Raw genomic sequence first — 25,170 nt, 5'->3', positions numbered from 1 at the left:
GCTATGTTTGGCTTAACCGCTCTCGAGTTGGCCAGGATCCAATTCGCTTTCACCATTTCGTTCCATATCATCTTCCCAGCGATCACTATTGGGCTGGCCAGCTTTCTAGCGGTGCTCGAAGGTTTATGGCTAAAAACCAAAAATGAGGATTACCGCGATCTTTACCATTTCTGGTCAAAAATCTTTGCCGTCAACTTTGGTATGGGGGTCGTGTCTGGTCTGGTGATGGCCTACCAGTTTGGCACTAACTGGAGCTTTTTCTCTGAATTTGCAGGCAGCATCACCGGCCCGCTGCTGACTTATGAAGTCCTGACAGCCTTCTTCCTCGAAGCCGGTTTCCTTGGTGTGATGTTGTTTGGCTGGCATCGTGTTGGCCCCGGTTTGCATTTCTTTGCCACCTGCATGGTGGCATTGGGCACCCTCATGTCGACCTTCTGGATATTGGCTTCCAATAGCTGGATGCAAACGCCCCAAGGCTTTGAAGTGATTAATGGACAAGTGGTGCCGGTTGACTGGCTAAAAGTGATATTCAACCCCTCTTTCCCCTACCGCTTGCTGCACATGTCGACCGCCGCTTTTCTGGCCTCAGCATTCTTTGTCGGTGCTTCTGCCGCCTGGCATTTACTGCGCAAACGCGATACCCCCGCGATGCGGAAAATGTTGTCGATGGCAATGTGGATGGCCTTGATTATCGCCCCACTGCAAGCCGTTATTGGTGATGCCCATGGCCTAAATACACTGGAATATCAACCGGCTAAAATTGCAGCCATTGAGGGGCACTGGGAAAATAAACCCGGTGAACCTACGCCGCTTATCCTGTTTGGCTGGCCGGACATGAAGCAAGAGAAAACCCATTTCGCGCTGAAAATCCCCTATTTAGGGAGTCTTATTCTGACTCACAGCTTGGAAAAACAGATCCCAGCGCTGAAATCTTTCCCACCGGAAGATCGCCCGAACTCAACCATTGTTTTTTGGTCTTTCCGCATTATGGTCGGGTTAGGCATGTTAATGATTTTGGCCGGTTTTTGGAGTTTGTGGCTCCGTTGGCGCGGTGGTCTGTATCAGTCGCGTCCCTTCCTTTATTTTGTATTGTGGATGGGGCCATCGGGGTTGATTGCTATTCTGGCGGGCTGGTTTACCACCGAAGTGGGCCGCCAGCCGTGGATTGTCTATGGTTTACAGCGCACCAGTGATGCAGTTTCATCCCATGGTGAGATACATATGAGCATCAGCTTGCTGATATTTATCCTGGTGTATGGCTCAGTCTTTGGTGTCGGTTACGCCTATATGATGCGGCTCATCCGCAAAGGACCAAAAGCGCATGAAGGTCATCAACAAGATAAAGGTGGCCCCGGTCAACACGCCACGCCAGCTCGCCCTCTGTCAGCAATTCGTGAACCGCTTAATGCTGATGGCGATTTATTGACGTCCGACAATAACCCAAATAGGAGCTCATGATGGGCATTGATCTTCCACTGATTTGGTTTGTCATTATTGTCTTTAGCACCATGATGTACGTGGTGATGGATGGCTTTGATTTAGGGATTGGCATCCTGTTCCCGCTGGTTAAAAACAGCCGGGATCGGGACTTAATGATGAACAGCGTCGCCCCAGTCTGGGATGGCAACGAAACCTGGCTGGTGCTGGGTGGTGCGGCGCTACTGGGGGCTTTCCCACTGGCTTACGCGGTTATTCTTGATGCACTGGCTATTCCGCTGACTTTAATGCTGCTGGGGCTCATTTTCCGTGGTGTTGCATTTGAGTTTCGTTTTAAAGCCAGCCAGGAAAAACAGCATATCTGGGATAAAGCCTTTATTGGCGGCTCGCTGATTGCCACTTTCACTCAGGGCATGGTAGTCGGGGCATTTATTCACGGCTTCCCAGTCACCGGGCGCAGCTACAGTGGCGGGCCATTTGATTGGTTTACCCCTTTTGCACTGTTCTGCGGCTTGGGTCTGGTCATTGCGTATGCTCTGCTTGGCTGTACCTGGCTCATCATGAAAACCGACGGTCATGTGCAGCAAGTAATGCAAAAACTGGCAAGGCCACTGACATTGATGATGCTACTCATTATTATCATTATCAGCGTGTGGACACCCCTGAGCCACCCACAAATTGCGGCGCGTTGGTTCAGCTTACCTAATCTTTTCTGGTTCCTGCCCGTCCCATTATTGGTGCTATTGGCAAGCGGGTCTTTACTGCGCGCCGTCAAACATGGCGGGCATTATGCCCCATTCCTGCTGACTTTGTTGTTAGTGTTTTTGGGCTACAGCGGATTAGGTATCAGCATTTGGCCTTATCTTATTCCGCCATCAATTACCTTATGGCAAGCAGCCGCCCCACCACAGAGCTTGGGATTCATGCTGGTCGGCGCACTGTTTATTATCCCAATCATTCTGGTTTATACTTTCTGGAGCTACTATGTGTTCAGGGGAAAAATCAATCACGAACAGGGTTATCACTGAATGATGAACTCACAATCATCTTCCCAACCACTTGAGCCAGTAAAATCCCCGTGGTGGAAGAGAATCGGTTGGATGCTACTTATCTGGTGCGGCAGTGTGCTGGCTTTATTGGCAGTTTCCATGCTGTTCCGTATGATGATGACAGCCGCCGGTATGAAATCCCACTAACGCTAATATTGCGGGATTAAACACGGCAAGGCTGCCACGCTTACAGGTTAAAGGAATGCCACTTTATGAAACGTTACCTAATTCCATTAGTTAATCAGATTGCCTTACTGATGATACTACTAGGCATGTTGGGGTTGGCGGGTATGACAATTTCGTCATGGATGGCTCAAAGCATTCAAGGTAATGCGCATGCAATCAATAAAGCAGGTTCCCTGCGCATGCAAAGTTATCGGCTGCTTTCCATGGTGCCGCTAGATAAGGGGGATTTACCCTATCTGGCGGCACTGGAGCAAGATAAAACCAGCAGTGATTTACAGCTTTCACTCCAACGGGAGGGCTTAACTAGCCAATACCAGCAAATTGAACGTTACTGGCAAACGACCTTAAAACCACAACTGCTACGAGCTAAGCAGCCCGATGATGTCGCTACCAGTGTGGCCGATTTTGTCCGCCAACTGGATGCATTGGTACTCGCTATCGACCATAAAACCGAGCAGCGCCTATTGCTGGTGACTATGATTCAGTTGGTTTTCATTGTGCTGACTCTGGGGCTGATGATCGCCACTATTTATTATCTCCGCCGCCGTTTATTGCACCCATGGCTGCAATTGATCTCGATGGCGAACGCAATTGGCCGCGGTGATTTCAGCAAGCGCTTCACTCAACCCTATCAGCGAGACGAAATGGGGATGCTGGGAACCGCATTAAACCGCATGTCGCAGGAGCTTTCATTAATTTATAGTGATTTGGAGCAACGTGTCGTCCAGAAAACGGCTGATTTACAACAGAAAAACCAAGTGTTGGCTTTCCTTTATCATAGTAGTCGCCAGTTGCATACCCATCAGCCACTCAGTGAACGTTTGGTGCCAGTGATTGAGCAATTACAAACCCTGACACCGCTGGAAAATGTACAAATTTGTCTGTATGAAAATCACCTTTACCGCTCACAACTGACTGATGCTTTGGATGGTGAATATTTGCCGCCGCAAAATCGCCCGACTCAATTAACTATTAGCGGTTCATCTATTGTTGCGGATCGTGCGGCATCACGGGAATCTCTTAGTTGGAGTTTGTCCGATAAGTTGGGTCAATATGGCTTATTACTGGCAAAGATTCCTTCAGAGAACCCGCTCAATTCAGATCAGCAACAATTAGTAAATATGTTAGTCGAGCAATTGACCAGCACATTGGCACTGGAAAGTCAGGCCAGACACCAGCAGCAATTACTGCTTATGGAAGAGCGTTCCGCCATTGCCCGCGAACTGCATGACTCCATCGCTCAGTCACTTTCCTGTTTGAAAATACAAATTAGCTGTTTGCAAATTCAGGTTCCGGACTTGCCAGAACCCAGTAAGTTATTGATTAAGCAAATGCGCGATGAACTTAATACTGCCTACCGCCAACTACGTGAGTTGCTGACCACCTTCCGCTTGAAACTCAATGCCGCGACATTACAGGCCGCACTTCAAACATTGGTCAATGAATTCAGCGAGCGCGCCAACTTGCCTATTACACTCGATTTCAACTTACCGCCAGATGCAGTTCCTAACCATCAAGCCATTCATATGGTCAATATCGCGCGGGAAGCACTGAATAATATTTATAAGCATGCCCGCGCCAGTGAGGCCGCAGTCAACGTCATGGTCGAGCAAGGTGATATCGTCATGTCAATCATCGACAATGGCCGTGGGATTGGTCAAGCCAGTAAGCGGCCAAATCATTACGGCCTGATGATTATGCATGATAGAGCCGCCAGCCTGAATGGGCATTGTGATATTCGCCAACGGGAATCAGGTGGGACAGAGGTACGGGTGCAATTTACCCCGGACAATGATGACCTTGACTGACGATTTTGTCAGAATCATCAGGCCATTTTACTGATAAGCTAAATTTCGTAATCAAGCACCACTTCATCTACTGCTTCCGCCAACACTTTCTCTTTAATGTCATGTAGGGAAAGTGTTGGATTGCAGAGTTGGATAAAGAACCAGATAAAGTTACGTTGTAACTGCCCCCGTTTTAACCCCAACCATACTGTATTGGCATCAAACAGATGCTCAGCATTGAGCCGTACCAGACCTTTGTCGCGATGTGCTTCATAAGACATATCCGCCAAAATACCTACGCCCATGCCCAGTTCGACATAGGTTTTAATGACATCAGAATCTTGTGCGCTGAGGGCAATATCGGGGGTTAATCCTGCATTTTTAAAGGCATTATCCAGACGGAAACGGCCAGTTATTCCTTGCCGGTAAGTAATTAATGGCAAGGTACTCAAGGTTTCCAGAGTAATGTTCGATTCTTGTGTTAATGGGTGATTTTCTGGCACCACAATCGCGTGGTGCCAGCGATAATAAGGAAATGCCGCGACAGATTCATCACTCATCAATAATTCAGTGGCAATGCCGATATCGGCCTCGCCGGATTGCAACATCGCGGTAATTTCTTGCGGGTTTCCTTGGCTAATCACCAACTTGACCTGCGGATACAACAAGCGAAACTCTTTAATCACTCGCGGTAAGCTATAACGCGCTTGAGTATGTGTAGTCGCTATATGTAGCTGCCCACTATCATTATTGCTAAATACATCTGCCAGACGGCGGATTTGATTAGCATCATTTAACATGCGCTCCGCGACGGTCAGTAACTCTTTGCCCGGCTCAGTCATCCCCAATAGCCGCTTTCCTCGTCGGATGAATATCTCAATGCCTAATTCTTCTTCCAACTCGCGGATATGCCGGCTGACACCGGACTGCGAAGTAAATAGTGTGTTTGCCACTTCGGTCAGATTGTAATTGCAACGGGCTGATTCCCGAATAATTTTAAGCTGTTGGAAATTCATACTAAGCCCCTTTCATTTCATTCTGTTTGATATACCCAAAGAACCCCGCGTTACAGATAGGCGGTGAGTGAAGGTCACCAATAATGCTGCGGCAACTTCACGTCCGAGGGGTAGCATTAGATTTACGGGGGATATGGGTGACAAACAAATACAAAAAAACCGTTGCTTATGTTTTTTTGTACTAAGCAAAGTGAATGGCATTCCTAAAAAGGTGTCTTTAGACGTGAAATTGAGAAATAGCCTTATTTTTCAAAAAATAAAAATTTATAGAACATGGCAAATTTGACTCAGCCAAATGCTCAAAAACAAAATCGGCTATAATAAATAACTTTTTAATATAGCACCTTGCCCTGCTCCCGCCGCGATCAATGCCGCTTTTCATGTTTCTTATATTGTTCTTATGCAACTTGTCTTTATAAAAATTACTTTCATGCAAATAATTATCATTAAGATTTATTAATGGTATAATTCATCCCTTATAAAACACCATAAAATCAGAAGGAAAGACTGTGACCCAAAAATCAACCACAGCAACCTCAGCCCCCCCTAAATATCGTCCAACCCCTCCGCGCTTGGTGCAGGTAAGAAAGGTGGCAGACACTTCCCAACATTTGCGTAGAATCACTTTCCACAGCCCAACATTGCATAACTACCCAGTTGATTGTGCTGGGGCGCATCTGAAAGTCTTCCTACCATTAGCCCATCAAACACAGCCGGAATTACCGGTTCTTGGCGAGAATGGCCCACAATGGCCCGCAGCAGATGTACGCCCCATTGTTCGAACCTATTCTGTTCGCGCCATCCGTCCTGAAACTTGTGAAATAGACATTGAATTCGCCATTCATGACCATAGCGGCCCAGCGGTAGATTTTGCTCGTCATGCCAAAGTGGGTGATTGGATAGGGATAACGAATCCTGGCGGGCCTGAAACCATGCTACCTGCGGCAACATACAGTTATCTGGTTGGAGATTCTTCTTCACTGCCCGCCATCGCCGCATTGTTGGAAACATTACCCGCCAATGCGCAAGGGCATGCCATTATTCGTGTCGATACTCCGCAAGATGTGCTTAATCTGGTGAAACCGGCGGGTGTTGAACTTAGTTGGATTATTGGCGGTACCGAGAAAACCGATGATGTTGTCACCCAATTCTGCGCACTGGATTTGCCGATGGAAGAAGCGACATTTTGGCTGGCCGGTGAAGACCGGATGGTGGTGCAGTTGCGCCGTTACCTGCGCCGTGAAAAAAGCTGTGACCGCCAGCAACTCTATGCCGTCCCTTATTGGCGTGAGGGTTTGAATGAAGAGGATTATCATCACAAACGCCATGAAGTGATGGACAATATTGACGACTAGATCTCATTAATATCTGTAGAATCAATGGACATTACTTTGTCGTGTCCATTTTACTGATTCTTTTTTGTCTTTTCCCGTTAAAACCTTGTAAATTTCCTGCGACAATTCCCTGTTATTTGTTAGTCTTAAAGCTACTTAGCCTGCAATACGGCACTTAATTATCGTTAAATGGCTCTAATGCCCATTTAGCGCAGTAAAGTTATTAGGAGCGTGTTCGAAATGAAGTCGCAAAATGATCCTGGCCGATCTAAATCTCGCCATCACGAATATTCCCTTCTCCTGCCTATTTTTGCGCTGGTTATTCTTAATATTTGGGGAGATACCAGCAATTTTGCTGCCATTATCGTGATCAACCTGATTGCACTGGTCGGTATTCTGAGTAGTGCTTTCAGTGTCGTTCGTCATGCTGACGTTCTGGCACACCGTTTGGGCGAACCTTATGGTTCATTGATCCTCAGCCTATCCGTGGTGGTGTTGGAGGTCAGTTTGATCTCGGCGATGATGGCAACAGGCGATGCTGCACCCGCATTGATGCGCGACACACTCTATTCCATCATCATGATTGTTGTCGGGGGATTGGTCGGGGTGTCCTTGCTGCTCGGTGGGCGTAAATTTGCTACCCAGCATGTCAATTTAGTCGGCATTAAACAGTATCTGATGGCTATCTTCCCGTTAGCTATCATTGTGTTGGTATTACCCAGCACTTTGCCAGATGGCAGTTTTAGTGTGGCACAATCACTGGTTGTCGCGGCAATTTCAGCGGCGATGTATGGTGTTTTCCTGCTGATTCAAACCAAAACCCACCAAAGTTTGTTTGTCTACGAACATGAAGATGATGGTGATGACCCTCACCACGGTAAACCGTCTTCTCACAGTAGCCTGTGGCACACAGTTTGGCTGTTAGTTCATTTAGTTGCGGTTATCGCGGTTACCAAATTTGATGCTAACCCATTGGAAGCGCTGTTGACCGAGTTAAACGCACCCGCGAAATTTACCGGTTTCCTGATTGCCTTACTTATCCTGTCACCGGAAGGGTTGGGAGCATTAAAAGCGGTGTTGGCGAATCAGGTTCAGCGAGCAATGAATCTGTTCTTCGGTTCGGTGCTGGCCACCATTTCACTGACCGTGCCGGCGGTAACTTTAATTGCCGTACTGACGGGGCAAGAGTTGAACTTTGGCCTGGAAGCGCCACATATCGTGGTCATGGTCAGTGTCTTGATTCTGTCGCAAATCTCATTCTCTACTGGTAGAACCAACGTGCTCAACGGCACTGCGCATTTGGCGCTGTTTGCCGCTTATATGATGACTATCATGCTGTAGCAGCCATTCTTTGTAGATATCCCCGAAAAGGGATAAGTAAAGGGCAAGCGTTTGTGGCGCTTGCCCTTTTTTATCGGGTCATCCATTCATAATCTTGAGTTATGAATAGGCATTCAAGGTATGTTGGCAGAGTGCAGAGCGGACACAGTCCTGTTTATCAAAGCGAATAATGCCAATCATTTCATCCTCAGCAAAACGCTCCAGTGCGTCGCTAAGACCTGATTTCACCCCACGCGGCAGGTCGCACTGAGTGATATCACCATTCACGATAACAGTGACATTTTCACCTAGGCGGGTAAGAAACATTTTCATTTGGCTGGCGGTCACGTTTTGCGCCTCATCGAGGATCACCACCGCATTCTCAAAGGTACGCCCGCGCATATACGCAAAAGGCGCAATTTCGACTTTACCGATTTCCGGCCGTAAACAATATTGCATGAAAGAAGATCCGAGTCGGCGCAGCAGAATGTCATACACCGGGCGGAAGTAAGGCGCGAATTTCTCAGAAATATCACCGGGCAAGAAGCCCAAGTCTTCATCTGCCTGTAGTACAGGTCGCGTCACAATTATCCGATCAACTTCTTTATGAATTAATGCTTCAGCGGCCTTGGCCGCGCTGATAAAGGTTTTACCACACCCCGCTTCACCGGTGGCGAAGATGAGTAGTTTACTTTCTATGGCTGATAAGTAATGACCTTGAGCTTCCGTACGCGCCTGAATAACGGAGGTATCACGGCTATCCCGCGCCATACCTATTGATTCAACACCGCCCATTTGCACTAACGATGTCACGTTTTCTTCCTCACGTTGGCGATGGCTACGTGAATCACGTCTAATAACACGTTTAGCTTCACGACGAGCTTTGATCACTGCTTTCTGTCTTCCCATAGTGGCACCTTTCAGTTTGATTCAACTACCGCCGAGCAAAAATTGCCCGCGCGATGATGTTTCACATTCAGATGAGGTTTTGGCTTCCTTTGCAGCCAATAATAGCCAATGAAAATGCGAATAAAGTTAGCCCCCAGCCTAATAAGCCGGATGAAAACAATATCGCAAGGGAGTGATAACGTGATGTTGATACTGGAAACGAGGATGACAAAAATACTGGAATTTTAGAGTCGGAGAGTAAGCCCTCGTAACAACGAGTCGCTTGATTGAAACTTTGATTTTGTCTTAACAGCCCAATCATGGACTCTACCATTAGCGATCCCCGCAGTGATAAACAACAGCCTAAACTATAATCAGCTTAAACAATGCACCGTGTGAAAAATACCGCCAGATGATTACAGTATAATGACACTCGTAAAATTCGCGATAGCAAAATGTAAAAAAATATAACATTCCCATCTGCTCATTTTTTACTCTAATTACTTTTTATATCACGCGATACTATTAACTCACTTTTAGTTCCCGGCATTAAACCGGCTTTGTTATTTCGCCCTTGCTTTTTTGTTTATTTTTTAAGCAAAGGCGATAATTAAAAATAACCTAACTAGACAATAAGATAGCGTTAATCTTAATTAATTTGGTGGTCATCAGCGGCTAATTCGTAAATCCTGTAAACGTGTTTTTTGCTTGCCTTCATTATCAAAGTTATCTCTCGCCAGCCAATCATTAAATGCTTGCTTAATGAGTGGCCATTCGCGGTCAGTGATGGCGTACCAATTGGTATCTCTATTACGCCCTTTGGTCACAATCGCCTGCCGAAATTGCCCCTCATACTGAAAACCAAATCTTATTGCAGCAGCATTTGAAGGCCCATTCAATGAATCACATTTCCACTCACAACGGCGATAACCTAATTTGTCGAATACATAATGTAAGAGTAAATAGATAGCTTCGGTACCGGCTGAATGACGTTTTAAACGCGGCGACCAATTCACTGAACCAATCTCAATTACACCATTTTTTTCATCAATTCGCTGTAGGCCAACCGTCCCCAAAGCCACAGCAGATTGCGCCTCGACTACCGTATAGTGGAAAGCATCTTTAGCATTAATTAATGTTTGCAGATATTGCTGAAAATCCGCTTCACTTTCTGGCCGTTCACAATAAAAATAGGTCCAATCACTCGTATCGGCGGCCATGTGATAAGCCTGATACAAAGATATTTCATGTTTATCTGAGTCAACGGGAACCAAATGGCAAAAATTCCCCGGTAAATCGTCTGGTTGAGGTCGCAGTGCGGATTGCCAGTGCGGCAACTCTGCGCCAATAATTTGTCCGAAATGATTTTGATTCACTGTATGCTCCGGTTATCACGTCACTGTCAGAAGAATATCAAAAGGTTATCACCGCCATAATGTCTGGTAAATCATAGCAATATATAAGACAAAGGAGTAAATGAAAGCGGAGTTTTATGGAGCCAACTTGGGGGAATAACATAAAATAAATTCTGAATACCCGATATAAGTTAGCAATCAGGTATTCAGAGAAAAATAGCCCTTAGCCTCGGCGTAAATTAACCACCGGTGCAACTTCGGGAAGTTGTAACCCTTCTTTGACTTCCAACAGTTGCCCGTGTTCATCGTTATACAATGTGAGACAAGAGCCTGCTTTTAATTGCGCAATAATCTCACTCGACATTTCCATGCTATTCGCCAGTTCTTCATCATCCAAATGAGGCCGATGCCCACGGCGCTCAACTTGAAAACGCACTTGGTTATATTTGGCCCAAACAATTAGTACTACGGCATTAAATGCTGCAATAGCTGCATATAAGGCTAATGTCGTCAAACCGGCCAGAATATACATTCTGAACGGAACCGGCCCCATATTTGGCGCTTCATGGACCATATCCAGAAAGCCCTTCACAAACAGGAAGATAAAACCAAACCAAGCTAATGCCGTAATAATAATGTCAATCAAGCGCGGGATGAGCCGCTGTTCAGTATGAATCAGAAGTGTGCTCATGGTTTAACCCTCCCGATGCCGCGGTCTGGGCTTATCCAGCGCGCACGTTTACGTTTGGTATTCAGCATGACTTTTGGGAACGAAACCACGGTGGTGAACAAGCTCAGCATCCAGTAAACCATCGGATACCAGATGATCCAAAACAGTGAACTGCCCAATTTAGGTTCATAGCGCCGTTCAATCACCAAACTGATAGCAAACTGCAATAGACAAGTCAGCGCCAATACCATCCCGGTAAACGCGGGCGGGAAGATCGTTTGCACATGGATTCCCGGCGGCAATGTTATCACCATCCCCAGCAGGAACAGGATGATGCTGAACAGGTAAGTAAAGGCCCAAGTGATTGACAGTGAATATTCCAAGAACAAGATCCACATCCGGCGATTACGCCAGCGCCACAACTTGAACATATTCTTCAGGAAAACCTCCGCCCCACCCTGTGCCCAGCGCAGCCGTTGTTTCCACAAGCCACCTAAGGTTTCTGGCATTAAAATCCAGCACAAACCACGGGGTTCAAAGAACACTGACCAATGCCTTATCTGGAGTTTCCAACTGATATCAATGTCTTCGGTTATCATATCTGGGCTCCAGTAGCCCACATCTGCCAATGCTCTACGGCGAAAAGCCGCTACCACACCGGAAACAGTGAAAACTTGCCCATAAACGCGTTGAGTCCGCTTAATCAACCCAATGATAGAAGAGAATTCCCCCACTTGAACACGGCCAATCAAAGTTGAGCGCGTGCGGATACGCGGGTTCCCCGTCACCGCGCCAGTCCGTGGGTTGGCAATCATCGGTGCAACCAGATAAGGCACCGCATGCTTATCCAGCAAGGCGTCGCCATCAATACACACCAGATACTCACTGCGTGCGGCTGCCGTTCCCATCCTTAAGGCAATAGCTTTGCCCTGATTATGGGCCAGGTGAATGACGCGCAGACGAGGGTCTTCGACCAACATGGCATCCAGCACTTGTGCCGTGTCATCGCTGGAACCATCATTGATAGCAATGACTTCAATGTTGGTATAACTCTGTGCCAATGCCGCGTGAATGGTTTCCCGTGCATTCTCCCCTTCGTTAAAGCAAGGAATGAGAATAGATACCAGTGGGTTGCCTTTCAGCTCTGGAGGGGGAACATCATCGCCCCACGCCCAATGTCTTTCTCGACGGAACCAGAAATAGACCCCCCCCGTTATCCAAATACCGGACATAAAGAGTGGATAGAAGAAGACAAAATTCAACAGCACGTCGCCAGTAAAGAGCAAGATCATGCCCGCAGGGATACTCAGCACCAGGCATAGGATGAGTAATGCAATAATTCTATCGATCATATAAAGGGTACCAGGCAGAAGATAGCACAGGGCGGACATCTTTTAGCGGTGGTTCGCCAGTGATAAAGTTATCCGGATAGTAACCAAAATTTTGCGCGCCATTTAACTGCAACTGGCGCATCCATCCCGCCAGTATCGGGCCGCTGATGGCATTGTTGCCCTCAGGTTTGGTCCAGTCCTTTGATTGCAGTTCAAATACGGTTTTATTGAGTGCCCCCGGCCGCTGAGCAACTTTATTGACCAGCTGAGATAACCACTCATTAGATTCTGATAACGGCACTTTCTCCATTAACGGCATGGCCATCGGGGCAACCCAATCATAGTTCGCCAGGAAATCATCAAGATTCTGTGCAAACCATGCTTCGCTTTCCGGTTCTAAAATCGGCATCGCGAATATATTGCGGGCTGATTTGACTTGCGGGCCGCGAATATCACGTACCTGACGGGTCAACTCATTGGTAAAATCAACCAAATATCGACTTTTATAACGAGTCCAGCGCGCCATCATTTCTGGGTCCTTGCGTATCTCAGCAATCGAGCCGGGGAAGCCCGCTTTTTGGTAGGCAGTGATCGCATCCGGCGACGCATCTTCAAAATCAGACATGACTGCATCGTCGTGATAAAGAATGCCGTCGATAGGTGCGCTATAGGCTAAATCGCGATAAATATCGATAATGCGCTGCCGGACTTCTGGGTTGAACGGCGATAAGCGGCGATATTGGTCTGGATCGATACTGGTTTTACCGGTTTTCGGATCAATACGTTTAATCCGCGGTAAAGATGGGTCCATATCAAAGGCCAGTACGGGCATCCAGGCATAGACATCAACATCCGGACGTGAAGCTAACTGCCATGCTACGCGGTTAAACAAGTCCTGACGCATCGGTATCCAGCGGTTAGGGAAGTAGACCTGCCGAATATTGCCATCCCCTTTCGGGTCGGAAAATGCTTGTAAAAATACCGTGGTCACACGTAAATCAGAGATCCTCTGGACTAATTTATCAAGGTTTTCTCTTTCCTGTACTGGGTCAGGATCATAGAGATAATCCAAATCAACATGCGCTACCCGCATGATGTCCTTTTCCTGAACCGAGGTGACTAACTGAGCAAAATCTTTCAATGACGGATTATTACTGATCAAAATACGTGGGATATTCATCAAGTCATTGACGTTGCCAATACCCGGTTCCAGAGTCATCGCCATTTGGTAACCGTGCTGGCGCAAGATATTCAAAACAGTGCCGTTTGGTGCGCCGTACGGCCAGACCCAAACCCGTGGCTGTTTGCCGGTTGCTTTAATAATTCGCTCAGTTATCAATGAAATGTCTTTTTCCATCCGCTGCTTAAATGCAGCTTCAGTTTCATACTTTTTCGTCTTCGGGTCATATATCAGGTTAGCGGCAGCAGGCTCGGTATTCCCTTGCGGGTTCGCTATCACGCCATAATGCGAGGCATAGGTATGCGCACCGATTTCAATCAGATTGGACTTGGCCATTTCACTGATCTGCTTCCAGGTCAGGAAACGGTCCCTATCCGTGCTTAAACCACCAAAATCTACCTTTTTATTGGCCGGGGTATCAATCCATGTCCCCACAGGGGCCAATATCGCAGGCAATTTATTCGCCTCTAATAGCGGGTAAACCCGATTGTAAAAACTGCTATAACCATCATCAAAAGTCAGTAATACGGCTTTGTTTGGTAACGGGGTTCCCCCATTCCTGGCCGCCAGAATTTGGTCAACAGAGACGACGTGGTAGCGATTGTCTTTTAGCCAAGCGAGTTGTTCACTTAGTGCACTGCTTCTTACCGATAAATAGCGCTGATCTGCCGAATCATCTTCAACATCATGGTAAGCAATGACCACAAACGTATTCTTCTGCCACGGTCTTTCACTCAGCGGTAATGCGCGCTCGGCCGGTGGGACAAATACGGGTTTTTCTGCATAACAGACCGACGCCAGCAACGTCACTAATCCAACAACCAATATCCGAATAAAAAATTGTATCTTCGCCATAGCGATTTCCCTTAGAAACGGTAATTCAAATCGAAAGCGAGTGAGAGGTCATGCTCACGGACCCCATCATAAGGGCGCTTATCGTAGGTTAGGGCCAATCCGGTATCGACAACATCATTCCATTGCACACGCTGGCCATAACTTGCCGTGGTAACCAGGCCATTGCCGTAGTTTTTCTCCCAGTAGCCACCGACACCCAGTTGCACTTGCTGGCTCCAGATAGTTTTATAATGGCGGTACATAATGTGATTTAAGGTCACCGCGGGTACATAAGTGAAATCACGTTTTGGATTGTAATAAATCACGTCTTCTTTGGTATTGGTGCTAGCTGCCAACCCTAAATTGAAATCGGCCGTCAGGTAAGGGCCGCTCCAGATACGCTGACGCCCATTCAATTCGTATTCCCACCGATTGTTACCGTCAGAGAAATCAGACGGGGTGATATTAAATTCAACATCACGGCGTTCATCGTTTTTCCACAACACAAATGCAGAGGCACTGTTGGCGGTGATATTGTTTTTCATCGCCCGCAGCGGCGTATCTTTCGCCAATCTTTCGAGCTGACCACCCACCCGCCAATGGTCATTAAACTCATACCAGGTTGATAAACGGAATCCGGTTTTATTGCCAAAACCATAATTCTGATTATTCATTTCAGCTTCAGCCCAGTGGTCACGGGAAGTCCACTCGCCCCCTAATCGGGTCGCACGATTGATACCCTTACCTTCTTCAAATTGAGCATTATCAAAGCTCCCGCCGCCAAACACGCGCCAGTTTTCGGCAATAGGTGGGCTATATAAAATCGCCTCAAGGCCGTAATCTTTGTCACCCGTGATGGGGCTTCCAGAGGAGATGACGCGGTTACCGGTCACCCGCAGTTCATACATATTATGAACTTTGCGTTGGCGGTCTAATTCTTGCGACGGCACATCTTCCGGAGAGCGCGCAATCACATCGTCAGTCAATAATTCCATCTGATGCCACTCTTGCAGATCCATCGCCGTTTCAGCTTGCGCCCGTTCCAGAATCAGGCTGCGTGGTGCTAGCGACTCGACTGCCTTCAACTCTTGTTCCGATTTACGCGGCAAATCTCTGGCCAGATAAACGCTGGCTAAAGCAATGCGTAAATTTTGGTTAGCAGGAGCCGTGCTGGAGAGGGTCTCCAGTTTTTTCTGGGCTGCCGGCAGGTCATTAAGGGCCACCAGCGATTGAACCAGCAAGGTCTGACCTTCCATCCAATCATCATTGGGTTCTTTGCCCGGCAGACCATACACCCCCACCTGATAAGGAGTTTGTTCGCTGTAGTTCTTGGCAAATTGATGAGCCTTATCCAACTGCTCACTTTCATTCAAAGCGTAATAGAGATCATCAGCATCCAGCAGGTCATCACTGTTGCGGAATGTTTTACCGTCGGCGTAATACAAACTGGTGAGAATTGGTGCAGCTTTTTCCGGCATCCGGCGATCAATATAAGCAGAAGCTGCCCAACGGCGGGCATAATCAGGCATTTTGTAGCCCTCAGCTTCCATGCTTTCATATTCTTTAATCAGTTCTTCGGTATGGTGGCGAACCAATAATGCACCGAGCCTATCAATTCGCGCCCGCTGATAATCGTCCTGCGCCTCAGGCTCTTTGCTCCAACGGGCTAATAAATCCTGATAATCTGCCAAAGCCTGATCCGCGATATAAAAACGTTCTGTTTCACTGCGGGTCGGTAGCACGGCCATACGAACTTGTTCAGCCGCCGCATCTCTTTCAAGCTGTCGATACTGCTCGGCCGTAACCAGTTTTGGGTTCTCTTTAGCAAGCTGTAATGCTGGGTCGGCAATACGGTTTCTTTGCAAAATCTCGAGGTGACTTTTTAATACTTCCTCAGATTCTGGCGCTAATCGCACCGCCTCACTGGAGGCCTGTAATGCGTCATAATTGCGATCGGTGGCTCGGTTCAGATAAGCCAGAGTCATATAGTTTTGCGCCGAGGGGTTGCGGTCAGCTAACTCTTTTGCCTGTTGTAAAGCCGCGCCACCACGACCAGAATCCGCCTGTGTCATGATCATGCCAGTGATAAGGTCGGGGTTAGTGGGGTCTTTCTTTAAGCTGCTTTGCCACAGTGCCAAAGCTTGATCCCAACGTTTTTCATTACGATAAGCACGCGCCGCAGAAGCCAGGCCACGTGAGGAGAGATTTATTGAAGAATAATATCTTTCGTAAACATCAATGACTTCCTGGTCACGCCCAGCCCATCCCGCAATTTGCAGCCAGTCGTCAACTTGACCACTATTAAGTGGCCCTGCTTTAGATTCTTTCTGTAAATAATCAAGGACCGGTGCGGTATCCCCAGCTCTGGCTTTGATGATTAATGAATCATACTGTGTATCTGCCAATACGGGATTAACAGAAAGACCGGAAATTAATAGCGCTAATAAAGTCATTCTGTGCCGGTGCAACGGGCGCAGCAGTGTCGTAAATGCGTTATACATTATATAACCCTTAAGCCAGCAACTTGTTTGATTTTCAAGAAAAGCTACTTCATGAACATCCATTTTTCATTATGGAATTATGATGAAATGAAGTCCTTAGAATGTATTACAACATGTTACATAGGATAGTTGAAAGGAAATACTATTGTCGAATTATTATAGAACATTGTTATTCCAGCGATTAATAGAGGCGAAAATGTAGTGCGGGCGTTAATTCTGATTGATTTAGGATTATTCTTAGATAAATATCCTGTAAAAAGGCAAAATTTAAAGACTAAATATTTTTACTAAGGGAATCCTGCGACATAGTGTTCTGCAAAAAAGATGACAAAAAGCGATCTCCAGACCATTTTTGGCGAGAATTTGTATTTATCTTATTGATTTTATACAAAATTAATTATATTTTCATACCCATAGAGTGATAAAGTCATAAGCAAGAGAAATTATAACCTATGTTATAATAATAAATAGAATAGCGTTATTCCCTAATGAAATTAACAGCCTCTATCATCGGGAGATTAAATAAAAATAAACTTTAACTCTATATTTCGTATGATAATTTTCTTTTTTATATATTTTAAACCATGCTGTAATCAGAATTGAGAATAGACCCAGTTAAAAGATAAAAGGGTCTGTTTTAAAAATGAGTTTAATTCAGATAAAATGAGGCGCGGTGCAAAAATTAATTACAACGACACAAATCGCGATTTGATTTGCTTAAAAATTCAAAACCGTTATTGGTAATGAGGATCATATCTTCCAGCATAATCGAGCCAATACCGATGCCGTAATAAGGTGTTTCGAGACTTAGCACCATCCCAGGGAGAAATGTTTCCGTTGCCAATGGGCTGACAAAAGGCGCTTCTTCCAGCCCCAAAAATACACCATCGCCATGGCCAAGATGACCGCGGTTATAATGGGGCAAACCGGAGGTTTTAATAACAGCCATGGTGGTGTCAAATACATCTTTTAACTTAACGCCCGGTGCCACCATTGATAGCATATGTTCGTGCCCGGCTCTTATTGTGTTGTATATCTGCTGCGTAAGCTCATCCGGCTCCCCCAGCACAAATGTTCTGGCAAGATCCGCACCATAACCCGCCACATCTACCCCGCAATCAAACTTAATTAAATCCCCGAGCTTTGCTGGGGTCTCATCAGCAAACATTTTAGGTGAGAAATTAACGCCGACAGAAATAAGATTAAAGCGAGAGAAATTGGTCTCGGGGAAGGTCATGACAGCAGCTTTAAATGCAGCGGTCAATTCTGCTGCCGTACAACCCACACGGATATGTTTAGCGGCACTGGCGATACCGAACTCAGTAATTTCAGCACTTTTACGCAGGTATTTAATCTCCCACGGGCTTTTAACCATTCGGATTTCATTGAACAGCGGCGTTGAATCAACCCACTTTAGCCCCGGAGCGACTTTATCTAACACATTTTTACCGCCGTTAGACATAGCCTGTAATTCAATTGCAATGGTTTTATCCAGCACGCCAGCACTCGCAAGGGCCTCTTTCACTAAACCAAAAACAGCTTCTACTGGTGGGCCAATAGGTCGTTCGCGCTTTCTCTGATGATTAAGTGGGTTCCGCGGGTCATCAACATCAACCCATACCGGGAAGGTTTTCAGCACCATGTTGGGCATATCAAAGTGGGTGCTGGCGGCTTCAAACTCATTTATGATGATATGAGACGGAATGCTTTCATCACGAAACATAATGGCGACAGCTGCACCCGTGTGCCGGAAGGTATACATAAAGAAACTGGCGAAACCAGTCAGGTAATAGAAATTATCACAGACGGTGACCACCAGAGCGTCAAGCCCTTCGCGCTCCATGACTACACGGGCTTTACGGCTGACCGCATCTAAATGGGCAATTTTTTCTTTATTCACCGGAATGTCCTTCAAGGCTTACTTTATCTGTAAGCTGAATCATATACCGGTTATGAGCGAGATTCTAACGGGCAATCATGACAACTGCCGACACCCGGCAGTTTATTCCGTTGGCAACAAGTGCGGCGTTCCATATCACCATTTCTTGGAATAACAGTGCGATAGAGGGGATTGTCTCGTCCATCCGGTAAGCTTGAAGTGAGAAAAAAGTTTTCAATAATAGTGTCATAGCCCTCAATAGGCCCCAGCTTATTCGCAAATTCGCGTAGATACCAAAACATCAAATAACCTACGTTATTCCATATCAGCCGGATATTAGCTTTTGGCTGGCGCTCTATTTTCGCCATAACAGGAATAATATGATGATCGAGTAATAAATAGAGCCGCTCCAGTAAAGATGACGGTGATTTATCTAGCCTATTATGGTTATCTAGCCAACTACGGCCATCTAACCAACCATGCTGATAGTAGATAATTTCGGGCCGCCCTGTGGTATGAAATTTAACCCGAACTCTTTCAGGGCGGATATCTATTACTCTGGGTAATGCCAGTAACATCAAGATCATCGGTGGGATCACCAGACCGAAATACCATTGCCCCCATAATGAGTGCAGCGCTTTATAATGCGGATTAAGCTCGGTACCGTCGTAGTAATACTTTTCATAGTTTTGCATCAATATGGGTAAGTTATTTTCTGCCGCCCACTGTTCCAATAACACACTTTCTTCAGGTATTTCAATTGCATTGACATAAAAAGATTCGGAGAAGTGCACGAACGTACGGGCAAACAAACTGGCAATTTCATCAGAAATCGCCGTTGTTGAAGGATAAATTACCTCAGCTGTATTCGACACAATCCATACTCCACGGGACTCATAGAGATGATATTATTACATTCAGTGATAATGATTATCAATAAAGTTAATTAATAATTCTCAACAGCATTAAATGCTAAAATACCACTCCATTTTGGTCATAACAGAAATGGATTTTGTCATTGATAATTAGTGATCAATCAATCCGATAACTCACCGACAGAATGCCTTTCTTCTCCGAAATTGACTGCACAGTGACCTTACCCAACGCGCCCGAAGAACTCACGTGAGTACCGCCACAAGCATAAGCCGGCAGTTCACCAAAACTAACTTCGCGGAAATCACCCTGTACAGAAATATGTCGCGGTAAATCTTGCTGGATAAATTGCTCCAAAGTCGCCTGAATAGCATCAATATCAATCAGTTGTGGGTTTTGTGACCGTTTAAATGACACTTTGCTTTCCCCTGGCCAGTGGTGCGCTTTCACCGGAAGCCAACCATAACTTTCACCAATATTGCCAATCAGATGCCCTGCTGAATGCAGGCGAGTATTTAACAGACGGCGTTCACTGTCCACAACAGCGCGATAGGTTCCCGGAGCAATGGGCTGCGCCAGGTAATGAATTAATTGCCCCTGCTGTAGAACAACCCGCAATACATTATTATCGCCAATATAACCTGTATCTGAAGGTTGCCCACCGCCTTGCGGGTGGAAAATCGTGGCCGGCAATATCACGGCAAACTCCTCGCCATCAGATGTGCAGCTCAGTACATCAACATCCATAGTCAGTGTATCGCTTTCAAAAAATAGACAGGTTGTCATCATCATTATCCTTTTATCATTTCCATTATTATTATATTGATGTCAGTCTGGCGTGATAATCCGTCACATACTCAAAGGACTGTTGCGCTGTGAGCACAAATTTTCCGCTAGCATTGCTCAGTGAAATGGCCATTTTTGTTAAAGTGGTCGAAACCGGCAGTTTTTCAGCTGTCGCCCGCCAATTAGGGGTTTCACCTTCGGCAATTAGCCGCAGTGTCAGCCGGCTCGAGAAAGCGCTGGCAACCCGTTTATTGCAACGAACCACCCGTAAATTGCGCTTGAGTGAAAGTGGCGAGGAGGTTTTTAAACGCTGCAACGCAATGCTCAGCGCCGCCAACTCGGTAATGGAGGTCAGTGGTCAATACAATCAGGAGCCGGAAGGGCTTATCCGCATCAGTGTGCCAAAAGCAGTAGGCCGTTTTGTGGTTCACCCCCATATGCCCGAATTTTTGCGTCACTACAGCAAAATAGATGTGCAGCTAATATTAGATGACCGCTATGTCGATTTGATTGATGAAAATGTGGATTTGGCAATTCGAATCACCGACCAGCCACCATCAGGAATGATCGGGCGGCAATTAATGGACATTGAACATTTACTGTGTGCAACACCTGAATATCTTGCCGCTCACGGAGTGCCACTGCATCCCCATGATTTAGCTAAACATAGTTGTATTTATCTGGGTGAAACACCGGGGGATGCGCGCTGGAAATTCCGCCAAGGGACTAAAGCTGTCACAGTCGCAGCCAAAGGCCGTTATGCGGCGAACCACACTGGCGTCAGACTGGATGCAGTATTGCAGCATCTTGGTATTGGCAGTTTGCCCTATTTTACGGCCAGAACCGCCCTACAACAGGGGCTGGTAGTGCAGGTATTACCCGAGTGGCGTTTTATCAGCTCATATAGCGGCGGCTTATGGTTACTTTACCCACCAACGCGCTATTTACCCCCCAAACTTCGCGTATTTATTGATTATATCGTCGGTCGTTTACGCGATGAACCCAAGTTACCGCCCCGCTAAATATCACGAGGCAGTTACTATTTCGTACTGCATAAATTCCGTACCGCGTAATTAGTTTTTTCGCGCCAACATGGTCGCAAAGCGCAATTTTATCCGGTTACCTTGCTCATCGGTCTTATGTAGCTGTCCGACATCTTCGTTGTATTTAATGATGTCCCAATCTTTATAGTAATGACTTAACTCACCCGACTTTAAGGTGAAAGAGAAAGGCACAGTACAAGGGAAGTCATCAGTCGACATGGCCGAGATAATCAGGTTGTAACCACCGGGTAAGGTACACTCTTGCATATTATTGATAATATGCGGGATTCTCTCTGGTTGTAGGAACATCAATACCACTGTCGAGAGAATAAAATCGTAGCGATTATCCAGACTGGCTTCATTGATATTATAAGTGCTGGCCGCTATATTTTGTCGTTCTTCCTGCTCAATGATTTGTTGTAACCGGCTGATACTTTCACCATTTTTATCCACAGCGGCCACATCAAAACCTAATAAATTCAGATACAATGAATTGCGTCCGGAGCCACAGCCTAAATCAAGTGCTTTACCAGGTTTGACTGTTTTTACCGCCTCAATCACTTCGGAATGTGTCGGGGTTAAATTGTATTTCTTATGATAAAAATCTTCCGGCGTGCAATAAAAACTGAGTTGGCATTGCAGATCATCTGAACAGGCGGCAATACGGTGCCAGACTTGTGGCTCAATAAACGGGGGTTGATGTTCACAAGAAAATGAGTGCCTTTCCAGGGTGTTACCCGCTTCATCAAGGATTAAAAAGTCCATCTCTCCACTCAGGAGAGTCAGCTTGGCCCACGTCCCGGCTTTAGTATTGTGTTTTTCACGAAACATCGCGGGTACGCCAGCACTGTCCCAGACCGGTAATTCTTTATAGCAAAGCAAGGCTGATGTATTTTCCATGCTGTTATTCCTCAGATAATTTAAAGATGCATTTTATATGCAACATATAGTACAGCATAAATTCTATTAAATGAAGTCGTCCAAACAGATAAGAATACAGTAGGGATTTAGTTTATTTAATCAATGAAATCATTAAAATAGTGAGTATTTCACATCACGGAATTTTAGATTTAGCCCCTTTTAAGCTCTCTATATGGTCTGCCAATTTTTGTATATCAACGTCAGTCAGATGTGCTTTGGCCTTATTGCCCCTGCCGACAATTTTGCCGTCACGTCGTGCAGTCAGGCCATCGACGATTTCATCACGGGATAGCGATATTAATGGCGGCGCTTTATCCAGCCCTTTTCGATCCGCCAAACGCCCATGACAACTTGAACAGGTTTGTTTATAGATATGTTCACCGTCAGTCGCGGCCTGAGAGGTGGCGCTAAACACCAGGATGCATGCAGCCAGCAGTAAGATTTTCATCTTGTTCCCGTTGCCCAATGTTGGAACAATGTGGCCAGATCTTTTTCGTTACGTGCGCCCTGATGTAACTCAGTGACTTTGCCGTTGCGGTCAATCATAAAAGAGGTTGGCGTGCCAATGACCTGATAGCGCTCCTGGGTGATACCCAGTTGATCGCGAATAACGGGATAACTGATATTACGCTGCGCCAATACCGAGCCAATATCTACCTGTTCGGAATCAGTATTAATCGCCACCACCACGATATCCTGTTGATATTGTTGGCTCAGTTTATCCAAAGTGGTCATTTCAGCCAGACAGCCACCACAGCTTGCTGACCAAAAGTTGAGGTAAACCTGTTTGCCTTTCCATTGTTCGAGTGCCACGGGTTTACCTTGCAGGTCATAAGCGGCCAATGGAGGTGCCGCCTCTCCCACAGCCACTTCTTCTTGCTTACAAGCACTCAGCAGCAACAGTAAAGCGCATAAACTCACTGTTTTGATTTGATTACGCCACATGATGCCGACTCTCCTCCTTAAGATACTTACCGTGCTGGAGCCGGATGATCCGATCAGCAACACACCCTAAATCCGGATTGTGAGTGACCATAACAATGGTTCTGCCTTGTTGATGAATATGATTGAGCAAATCTAATACCCGCTGTTCATTCTCCTCATCAAGGTTACCGGTAGGTTCATCAGCAAAAATAATGGGCGGCTGATTGACCAGTGCGCGCGCGATACATACCCGCTGCTGCTCACCGCCAGAAAGCTGGCTAGGTAAATGGCCCATACGTGGCGTCATCCCTACCTGTTCCAATACTTGTCGAGCAGCAGTTTCATCCACCACACTGTGATAATGCTGCGCCAACATAATGTTCTCCAGCGCAGTCAGATAAGGAATAAGGTGGAATTGCTGGAAAACCAACCCAATTTTATCTGCGCGAAATTTCCTGCGCCCTTCTTCATCAAGACCCGCGGCATCAATGCCATCAAGCAATACCTGCCCCTCACTTACGGTATCGAGGCAAGTTAAGATATTCATTAACGTGGTTTTACCTGAACCCGATGCCCCCATAATCGCTACAAATTCGCCACGATTAATGCGGATGTTGATGTCTTCCAGCGCCGTCACCTGCCCAAAACGTTTGTATAAATGCCGAGTTTCAATAACCGCATCCGTGGTGTGTTTAGGTTGCACCCATGTGTGTGGCGATGTCATTTGCTACTCTCCTTTCAGGACTTTAGCCGGTTCAATATGAATAGCTCGTCGAGTGGGAACAATTGCCGCCACTGCGGCCACTAACAATGACAATATCAACGTTAGCGGCAATACCGGTGCGCGCAAAGCAATTGCCGCGTTGAAGACGGTTTGCCCCAATACCTGCGCCAGCACATAACCTAGCAACGCGCCACAAATGGCCGCCGCCAGCGAGATTATCAATGTTTCAGTCAACATCTGGCGAATAATATCGCCGCCACTGGCACCCAGCGCTTTTTGTAACGCGAACTCTTTCGAACGTTCACCTACTATTGCCATTAACGTGGTGTTGACGCACAGCGATGACAGAATGAGGATAACCACTGAGACCAGCCCCATCAGCCCTTTTATCTTATCGAGAACCTGCCCTTCAGAGGCGGAAACCTTACGAATTGGCCTAATTTCAAGACTCGGATATTGCTCGCGAAGATGGCTGGCAAAGGTTTCGACCTGGCCCACATCATTGCTGACACTCAGCAATGCATTACTGATACGCCCCGGTTGATTCAGCCATTTCTGCGCCAGTTCCAGATTGATAATCAACATGTTATCGGTGGCATCACCGGCTTCTACAATACCTTTAACTTGTAAACGCTGCCGTTCACTCCCATTGACCAACGTGATGGTATCGCCGACTTTGACGTGCAAACGCTCAGCCAGTTTGACGCCAATCATGGCATTACGATCATCAAAACTGACACCAATCCAGTTACCCGTCACTTGCCAATAAGGGACTAACTGCTGCAAAGATTCAAACCACACGCCCATCAGCACGACTTTTTCCAGCTCAGTGCGTGCCATCCCATAAATATAGGGGCTGGAGGCATTGATAAGCCCTTTCGGCGCAGCATCAATAATAGGCTGAAACTGCCCTTGTTCAAACGCGTTGCCGTTCCCTGGGCCGATGTAGAAATTCGCACCAAACGTGCGCAATTCCTGACTCATTTTGGCATTAATATCGAAATAAACTGCTGACATTGCGGTGACAATCGCCGCGCCGACGGTCAATGCTGCGAATACAACACTGACCCGCTGCATGCGCAGACGCAGCGCCCGTAACACTAAGCGCCAGAACATGCCATCCAGCCCTTTA

The 25,170-nt window shown here is 46.5% G+C and carries 23 protein-coding genes; 7 read left to right on the top strand and 16 right to left on the bottom strand.

Annotated features, from left to right (window positions below; translation table 11 throughout):
- Positions 1-3 precede the first annotated feature (3 nt).
- The 4 genes from DXZ79_RS09210 to narX all read left to right on the top strand — a co-directional run bounded on the left by DXZ79_RS09210 (position 4) and on the right by narX (position 4,480).
- Positions 4-1,458 carry a cytochrome ubiquinol oxidase subunit I gene (locus DXZ79_RS09210; RefSeq protein WP_038633520.1) on the top strand — a complete coding sequence of 485 codons (1,455 nt, stop codon included), beginning with the start codon at positions 4-6 and terminating at the stop codon, positions 1,456-1,458.
- A complete protein-coding gene (gene cydB, locus DXZ79_RS09205; RefSeq protein WP_038633523.1) occupies positions 1,458-2,465 on the top strand; it encodes a cytochrome d ubiquinol oxidase subunit II in 1,008 nt (335 codons plus the stop codon). Before DXZ79_RS09210 ends, cydB begins: the two co-directional genes overlap by 1 nt.
- Complete coding sequence (locus DXZ79_RS09200; protein WP_071841726.1) at positions 2,466-2,633, top strand: DUF2474 domain-containing protein; 168 nt, start codon at positions 2,466-2,468, stop codon at positions 2,631-2,633.
- Between the two features lie 65 nt (positions 2,634-2,698).
- Entirely contained in the window at positions 2,699-4,480 is a 1,782-nt protein-coding gene (narX, locus tag DXZ79_RS09195; RefSeq protein ID WP_120011231.1) for a nitrate/nitrite two-component system sensor histidine kinase NarX, read from the top strand.
- A 38-nt stretch (positions 4,481-4,518) separates the two neighbouring features.
- On the opposite strand, the gene cbl is transcribed toward narX, so the two are convergent.
- A complete protein-coding gene (gene cbl, locus DXZ79_RS09190; protein ID WP_050291765.1) occupies positions 4,519-5,475 on the bottom strand; it encodes an HTH-type transcriptional regulator Cbl in 957 nt (318 codons plus the stop codon).
- 509 nt (positions 5,476-5,984) lie between these two features.
- On the opposite strand from cbl, the gene DXZ79_RS09185 reads away from it, so the two are divergent.
- The gene (locus DXZ79_RS09185) at positions 5,985-6,830 is read left to right on the top strand and encodes a siderophore-interacting protein (RefSeq protein WP_050291766.1); all 846 of its coding nucleotides are present in this window, start codon (positions 5,985-5,987) and stop codon (positions 6,828-6,830) included.
- A 219-nt stretch (positions 6,831-7,049) separates the two neighbouring features.
- Positions 7,050-8,150, top strand: coding sequence for a sodium-potassium/proton antiporter ChaA (chaA, locus tag DXZ79_RS09180; protein ID WP_038633532.1), 1,101 nt, complete (start codon positions 7,050-7,052; stop codon positions 8,148-8,150).
- A 99-nt stretch (positions 8,151-8,249) separates the two neighbouring features.
- Here chaA and phoH read toward each other — a convergent pair whose 3' ends face one another.
- From phoH to DXZ79_RS09135, 10 genes are all read right to left on the bottom strand, one after another.
- The gene (phoH, locus tag DXZ79_RS09175) at positions 8,250-9,038 is read right to left on the bottom strand and encodes a phosphate starvation-inducible protein PhoH (protein WP_005169005.1); all 789 of its coding nucleotides are present in this window, start codon (positions 9,036-9,038) and stop codon (positions 8,250-8,252) included.
- Between the two features lie 67 nt (positions 9,039-9,105).
- Positions 9,106-9,351 (bottom strand): hypothetical protein, encoded by a 246-nt coding sequence (locus DXZ79_RS21185; protein WP_038633541.1) that lies wholly within the window; start codon positions 9,349-9,351, stop codon positions 9,106-9,108.
- Between the two features lie 334 nt (positions 9,352-9,685).
- Positions 9,686-10,393, bottom strand: coding sequence for a GNAT family N-acetyltransferase (locus DXZ79_RS09170; RefSeq protein ID WP_038633544.1), 708 nt, complete (start codon positions 10,391-10,393; stop codon positions 9,686-9,688).
- A gap of 202 nt (positions 10,394-10,595) precedes the next feature.
- Complete coding sequence (pgaD, locus tag DXZ79_RS09165) at positions 10,596-11,063, bottom strand: poly-beta-1,6-N-acetyl-D-glucosamine biosynthesis protein PgaD (RefSeq protein ID WP_038633546.1); 468 nt, start codon at positions 11,061-11,063, stop codon at positions 10,596-10,598.
- On the bottom strand, positions 11,060-12,394 hold the full coding sequence (pgaC, locus tag DXZ79_RS09160; RefSeq protein WP_038633549.1) for a poly-beta-1,6-N-acetyl-D-glucosamine synthase: 1,335 nt from the start codon (positions 12,392-12,394) through the stop codon (positions 11,060-11,062). Before pgaC ends, pgaD begins: the two co-directional genes overlap by 4 nt.
- Complete coding sequence (gene pgaB, locus DXZ79_RS09155; protein WP_038633552.1) at positions 12,384-14,408, bottom strand: poly-beta-1,6-N-acetyl-D-glucosamine N-deacetylase PgaB; 2,025 nt, start codon at positions 14,406-14,408, stop codon at positions 12,384-12,386. Before pgaB ends, pgaC begins: the two co-directional genes overlap by 11 nt.
- Positions 14,409-14,419: 11 nt before the next feature.
- On the bottom strand, positions 14,420-16,888 hold the full coding sequence (pgaA, locus tag DXZ79_RS09150) for a poly-beta-1,6 N-acetyl-D-glucosamine export porin PgaA (RefSeq protein WP_120011230.1): 2,469 nt from the start codon (positions 16,886-16,888) through the stop codon (positions 14,420-14,422).
- Between the two features lie 682 nt (positions 16,889-17,570).
- Positions 17,571-18,788, bottom strand: a complete 1,218-nt coding sequence (locus DXZ79_RS09145) for a M24 family metallopeptidase (RefSeq protein WP_120011229.1) — start codon at positions 18,786-18,788, stop codon at positions 17,571-17,573.
- Positions 18,789-18,838: 50 nt separating this feature from the next.
- Entirely contained in the window at positions 18,839-19,642 is an 804-nt protein-coding gene (fhuF, locus tag DXZ79_RS09140; RefSeq protein ID WP_120011228.1) for a siderophore-iron reductase FhuF, read from the bottom strand.
- 157 nt (positions 19,643-19,799) lie between these two features.
- Entirely contained in the window at positions 19,800-20,426 is a 627-nt protein-coding gene (locus DXZ79_RS09135) for a serine-tRNA(Ala) deacylase AlaX (RefSeq protein WP_038633563.1), read from the bottom strand.
- 89 nt (positions 20,427-20,515) lie between these two features.
- Between DXZ79_RS09135 and DXZ79_RS09130 the strand changes: the two genes are divergently transcribed.
- Positions 20,516-21,448, top strand: a complete 933-nt coding sequence (locus tag DXZ79_RS09130) for a LysR family transcriptional regulator (RefSeq protein WP_038633566.1) — start codon at positions 20,516-20,518, stop codon at positions 21,446-21,448.
- A gap of 51 nt (positions 21,449-21,499) precedes the next feature.
- Here the strand turns inward: DXZ79_RS09130 and tehB are convergent, their stop codons facing one another.
- From tehB to DXZ79_RS09105, 5 genes are all read right to left on the bottom strand, one after another.
- Entirely contained in the window at positions 21,500-22,369 is an 870-nt protein-coding gene (gene tehB, locus DXZ79_RS09125; protein WP_038633568.1) for an SAM-dependent methyltransferase TehB, read from the bottom strand.
- 154 nt (positions 22,370-22,523) lie between these two features.
- The gene (locus DXZ79_RS09120; protein WP_038633571.1) at positions 22,524-22,838 is read right to left on the bottom strand and encodes a c-type cytochrome; all 315 of its coding nucleotides are present in this window, start codon (positions 22,836-22,838) and stop codon (positions 22,524-22,526) included.
- Positions 22,835-23,335: a TlpA family protein disulfide reductase gene (locus DXZ79_RS09115; RefSeq protein WP_038633574.1), complete on the bottom strand. Its 501-nt coding sequence runs from the start codon at positions 23,333-23,335 to the stop codon at positions 22,835-22,837. Before DXZ79_RS09115 ends, DXZ79_RS09120 begins: the two co-directional genes overlap by 4 nt.
- Positions 23,325-24,038, bottom strand: coding sequence for an ABC transporter ATP-binding protein (locus DXZ79_RS09110; RefSeq protein ID WP_042562363.1), 714 nt, complete (start codon positions 24,036-24,038; stop codon positions 23,325-23,327). The genes DXZ79_RS09115 and DXZ79_RS09110 overlap by 11 nt, the downstream gene beginning before the upstream one ends.
- 3 nt (positions 24,039-24,041) lie before the next feature.
- Entirely contained in the window at positions 24,042-25,154 is a 1,113-nt protein-coding gene (locus tag DXZ79_RS09105) for an ABC transporter permease (RefSeq protein WP_172667614.1), read from the bottom strand.
- Positions 25,155-25,170: the final 16 nt, after the last annotated feature.

Origin of the sequence: Yersinia rochesterensis, assembly GCF_003600645.1 — a bacterium.
GTDB classification, from domain to species: domain Bacteria; phylum Pseudomonadota; class Gammaproteobacteria; order Enterobacterales; family Enterobacteriaceae; genus Yersinia; species Yersinia rochesterensis.
The sequence above is the reverse complement of the archived record's forward strand: the minus strand, read 5'-3'. Positions and strand labels throughout refer to the sequence as shown.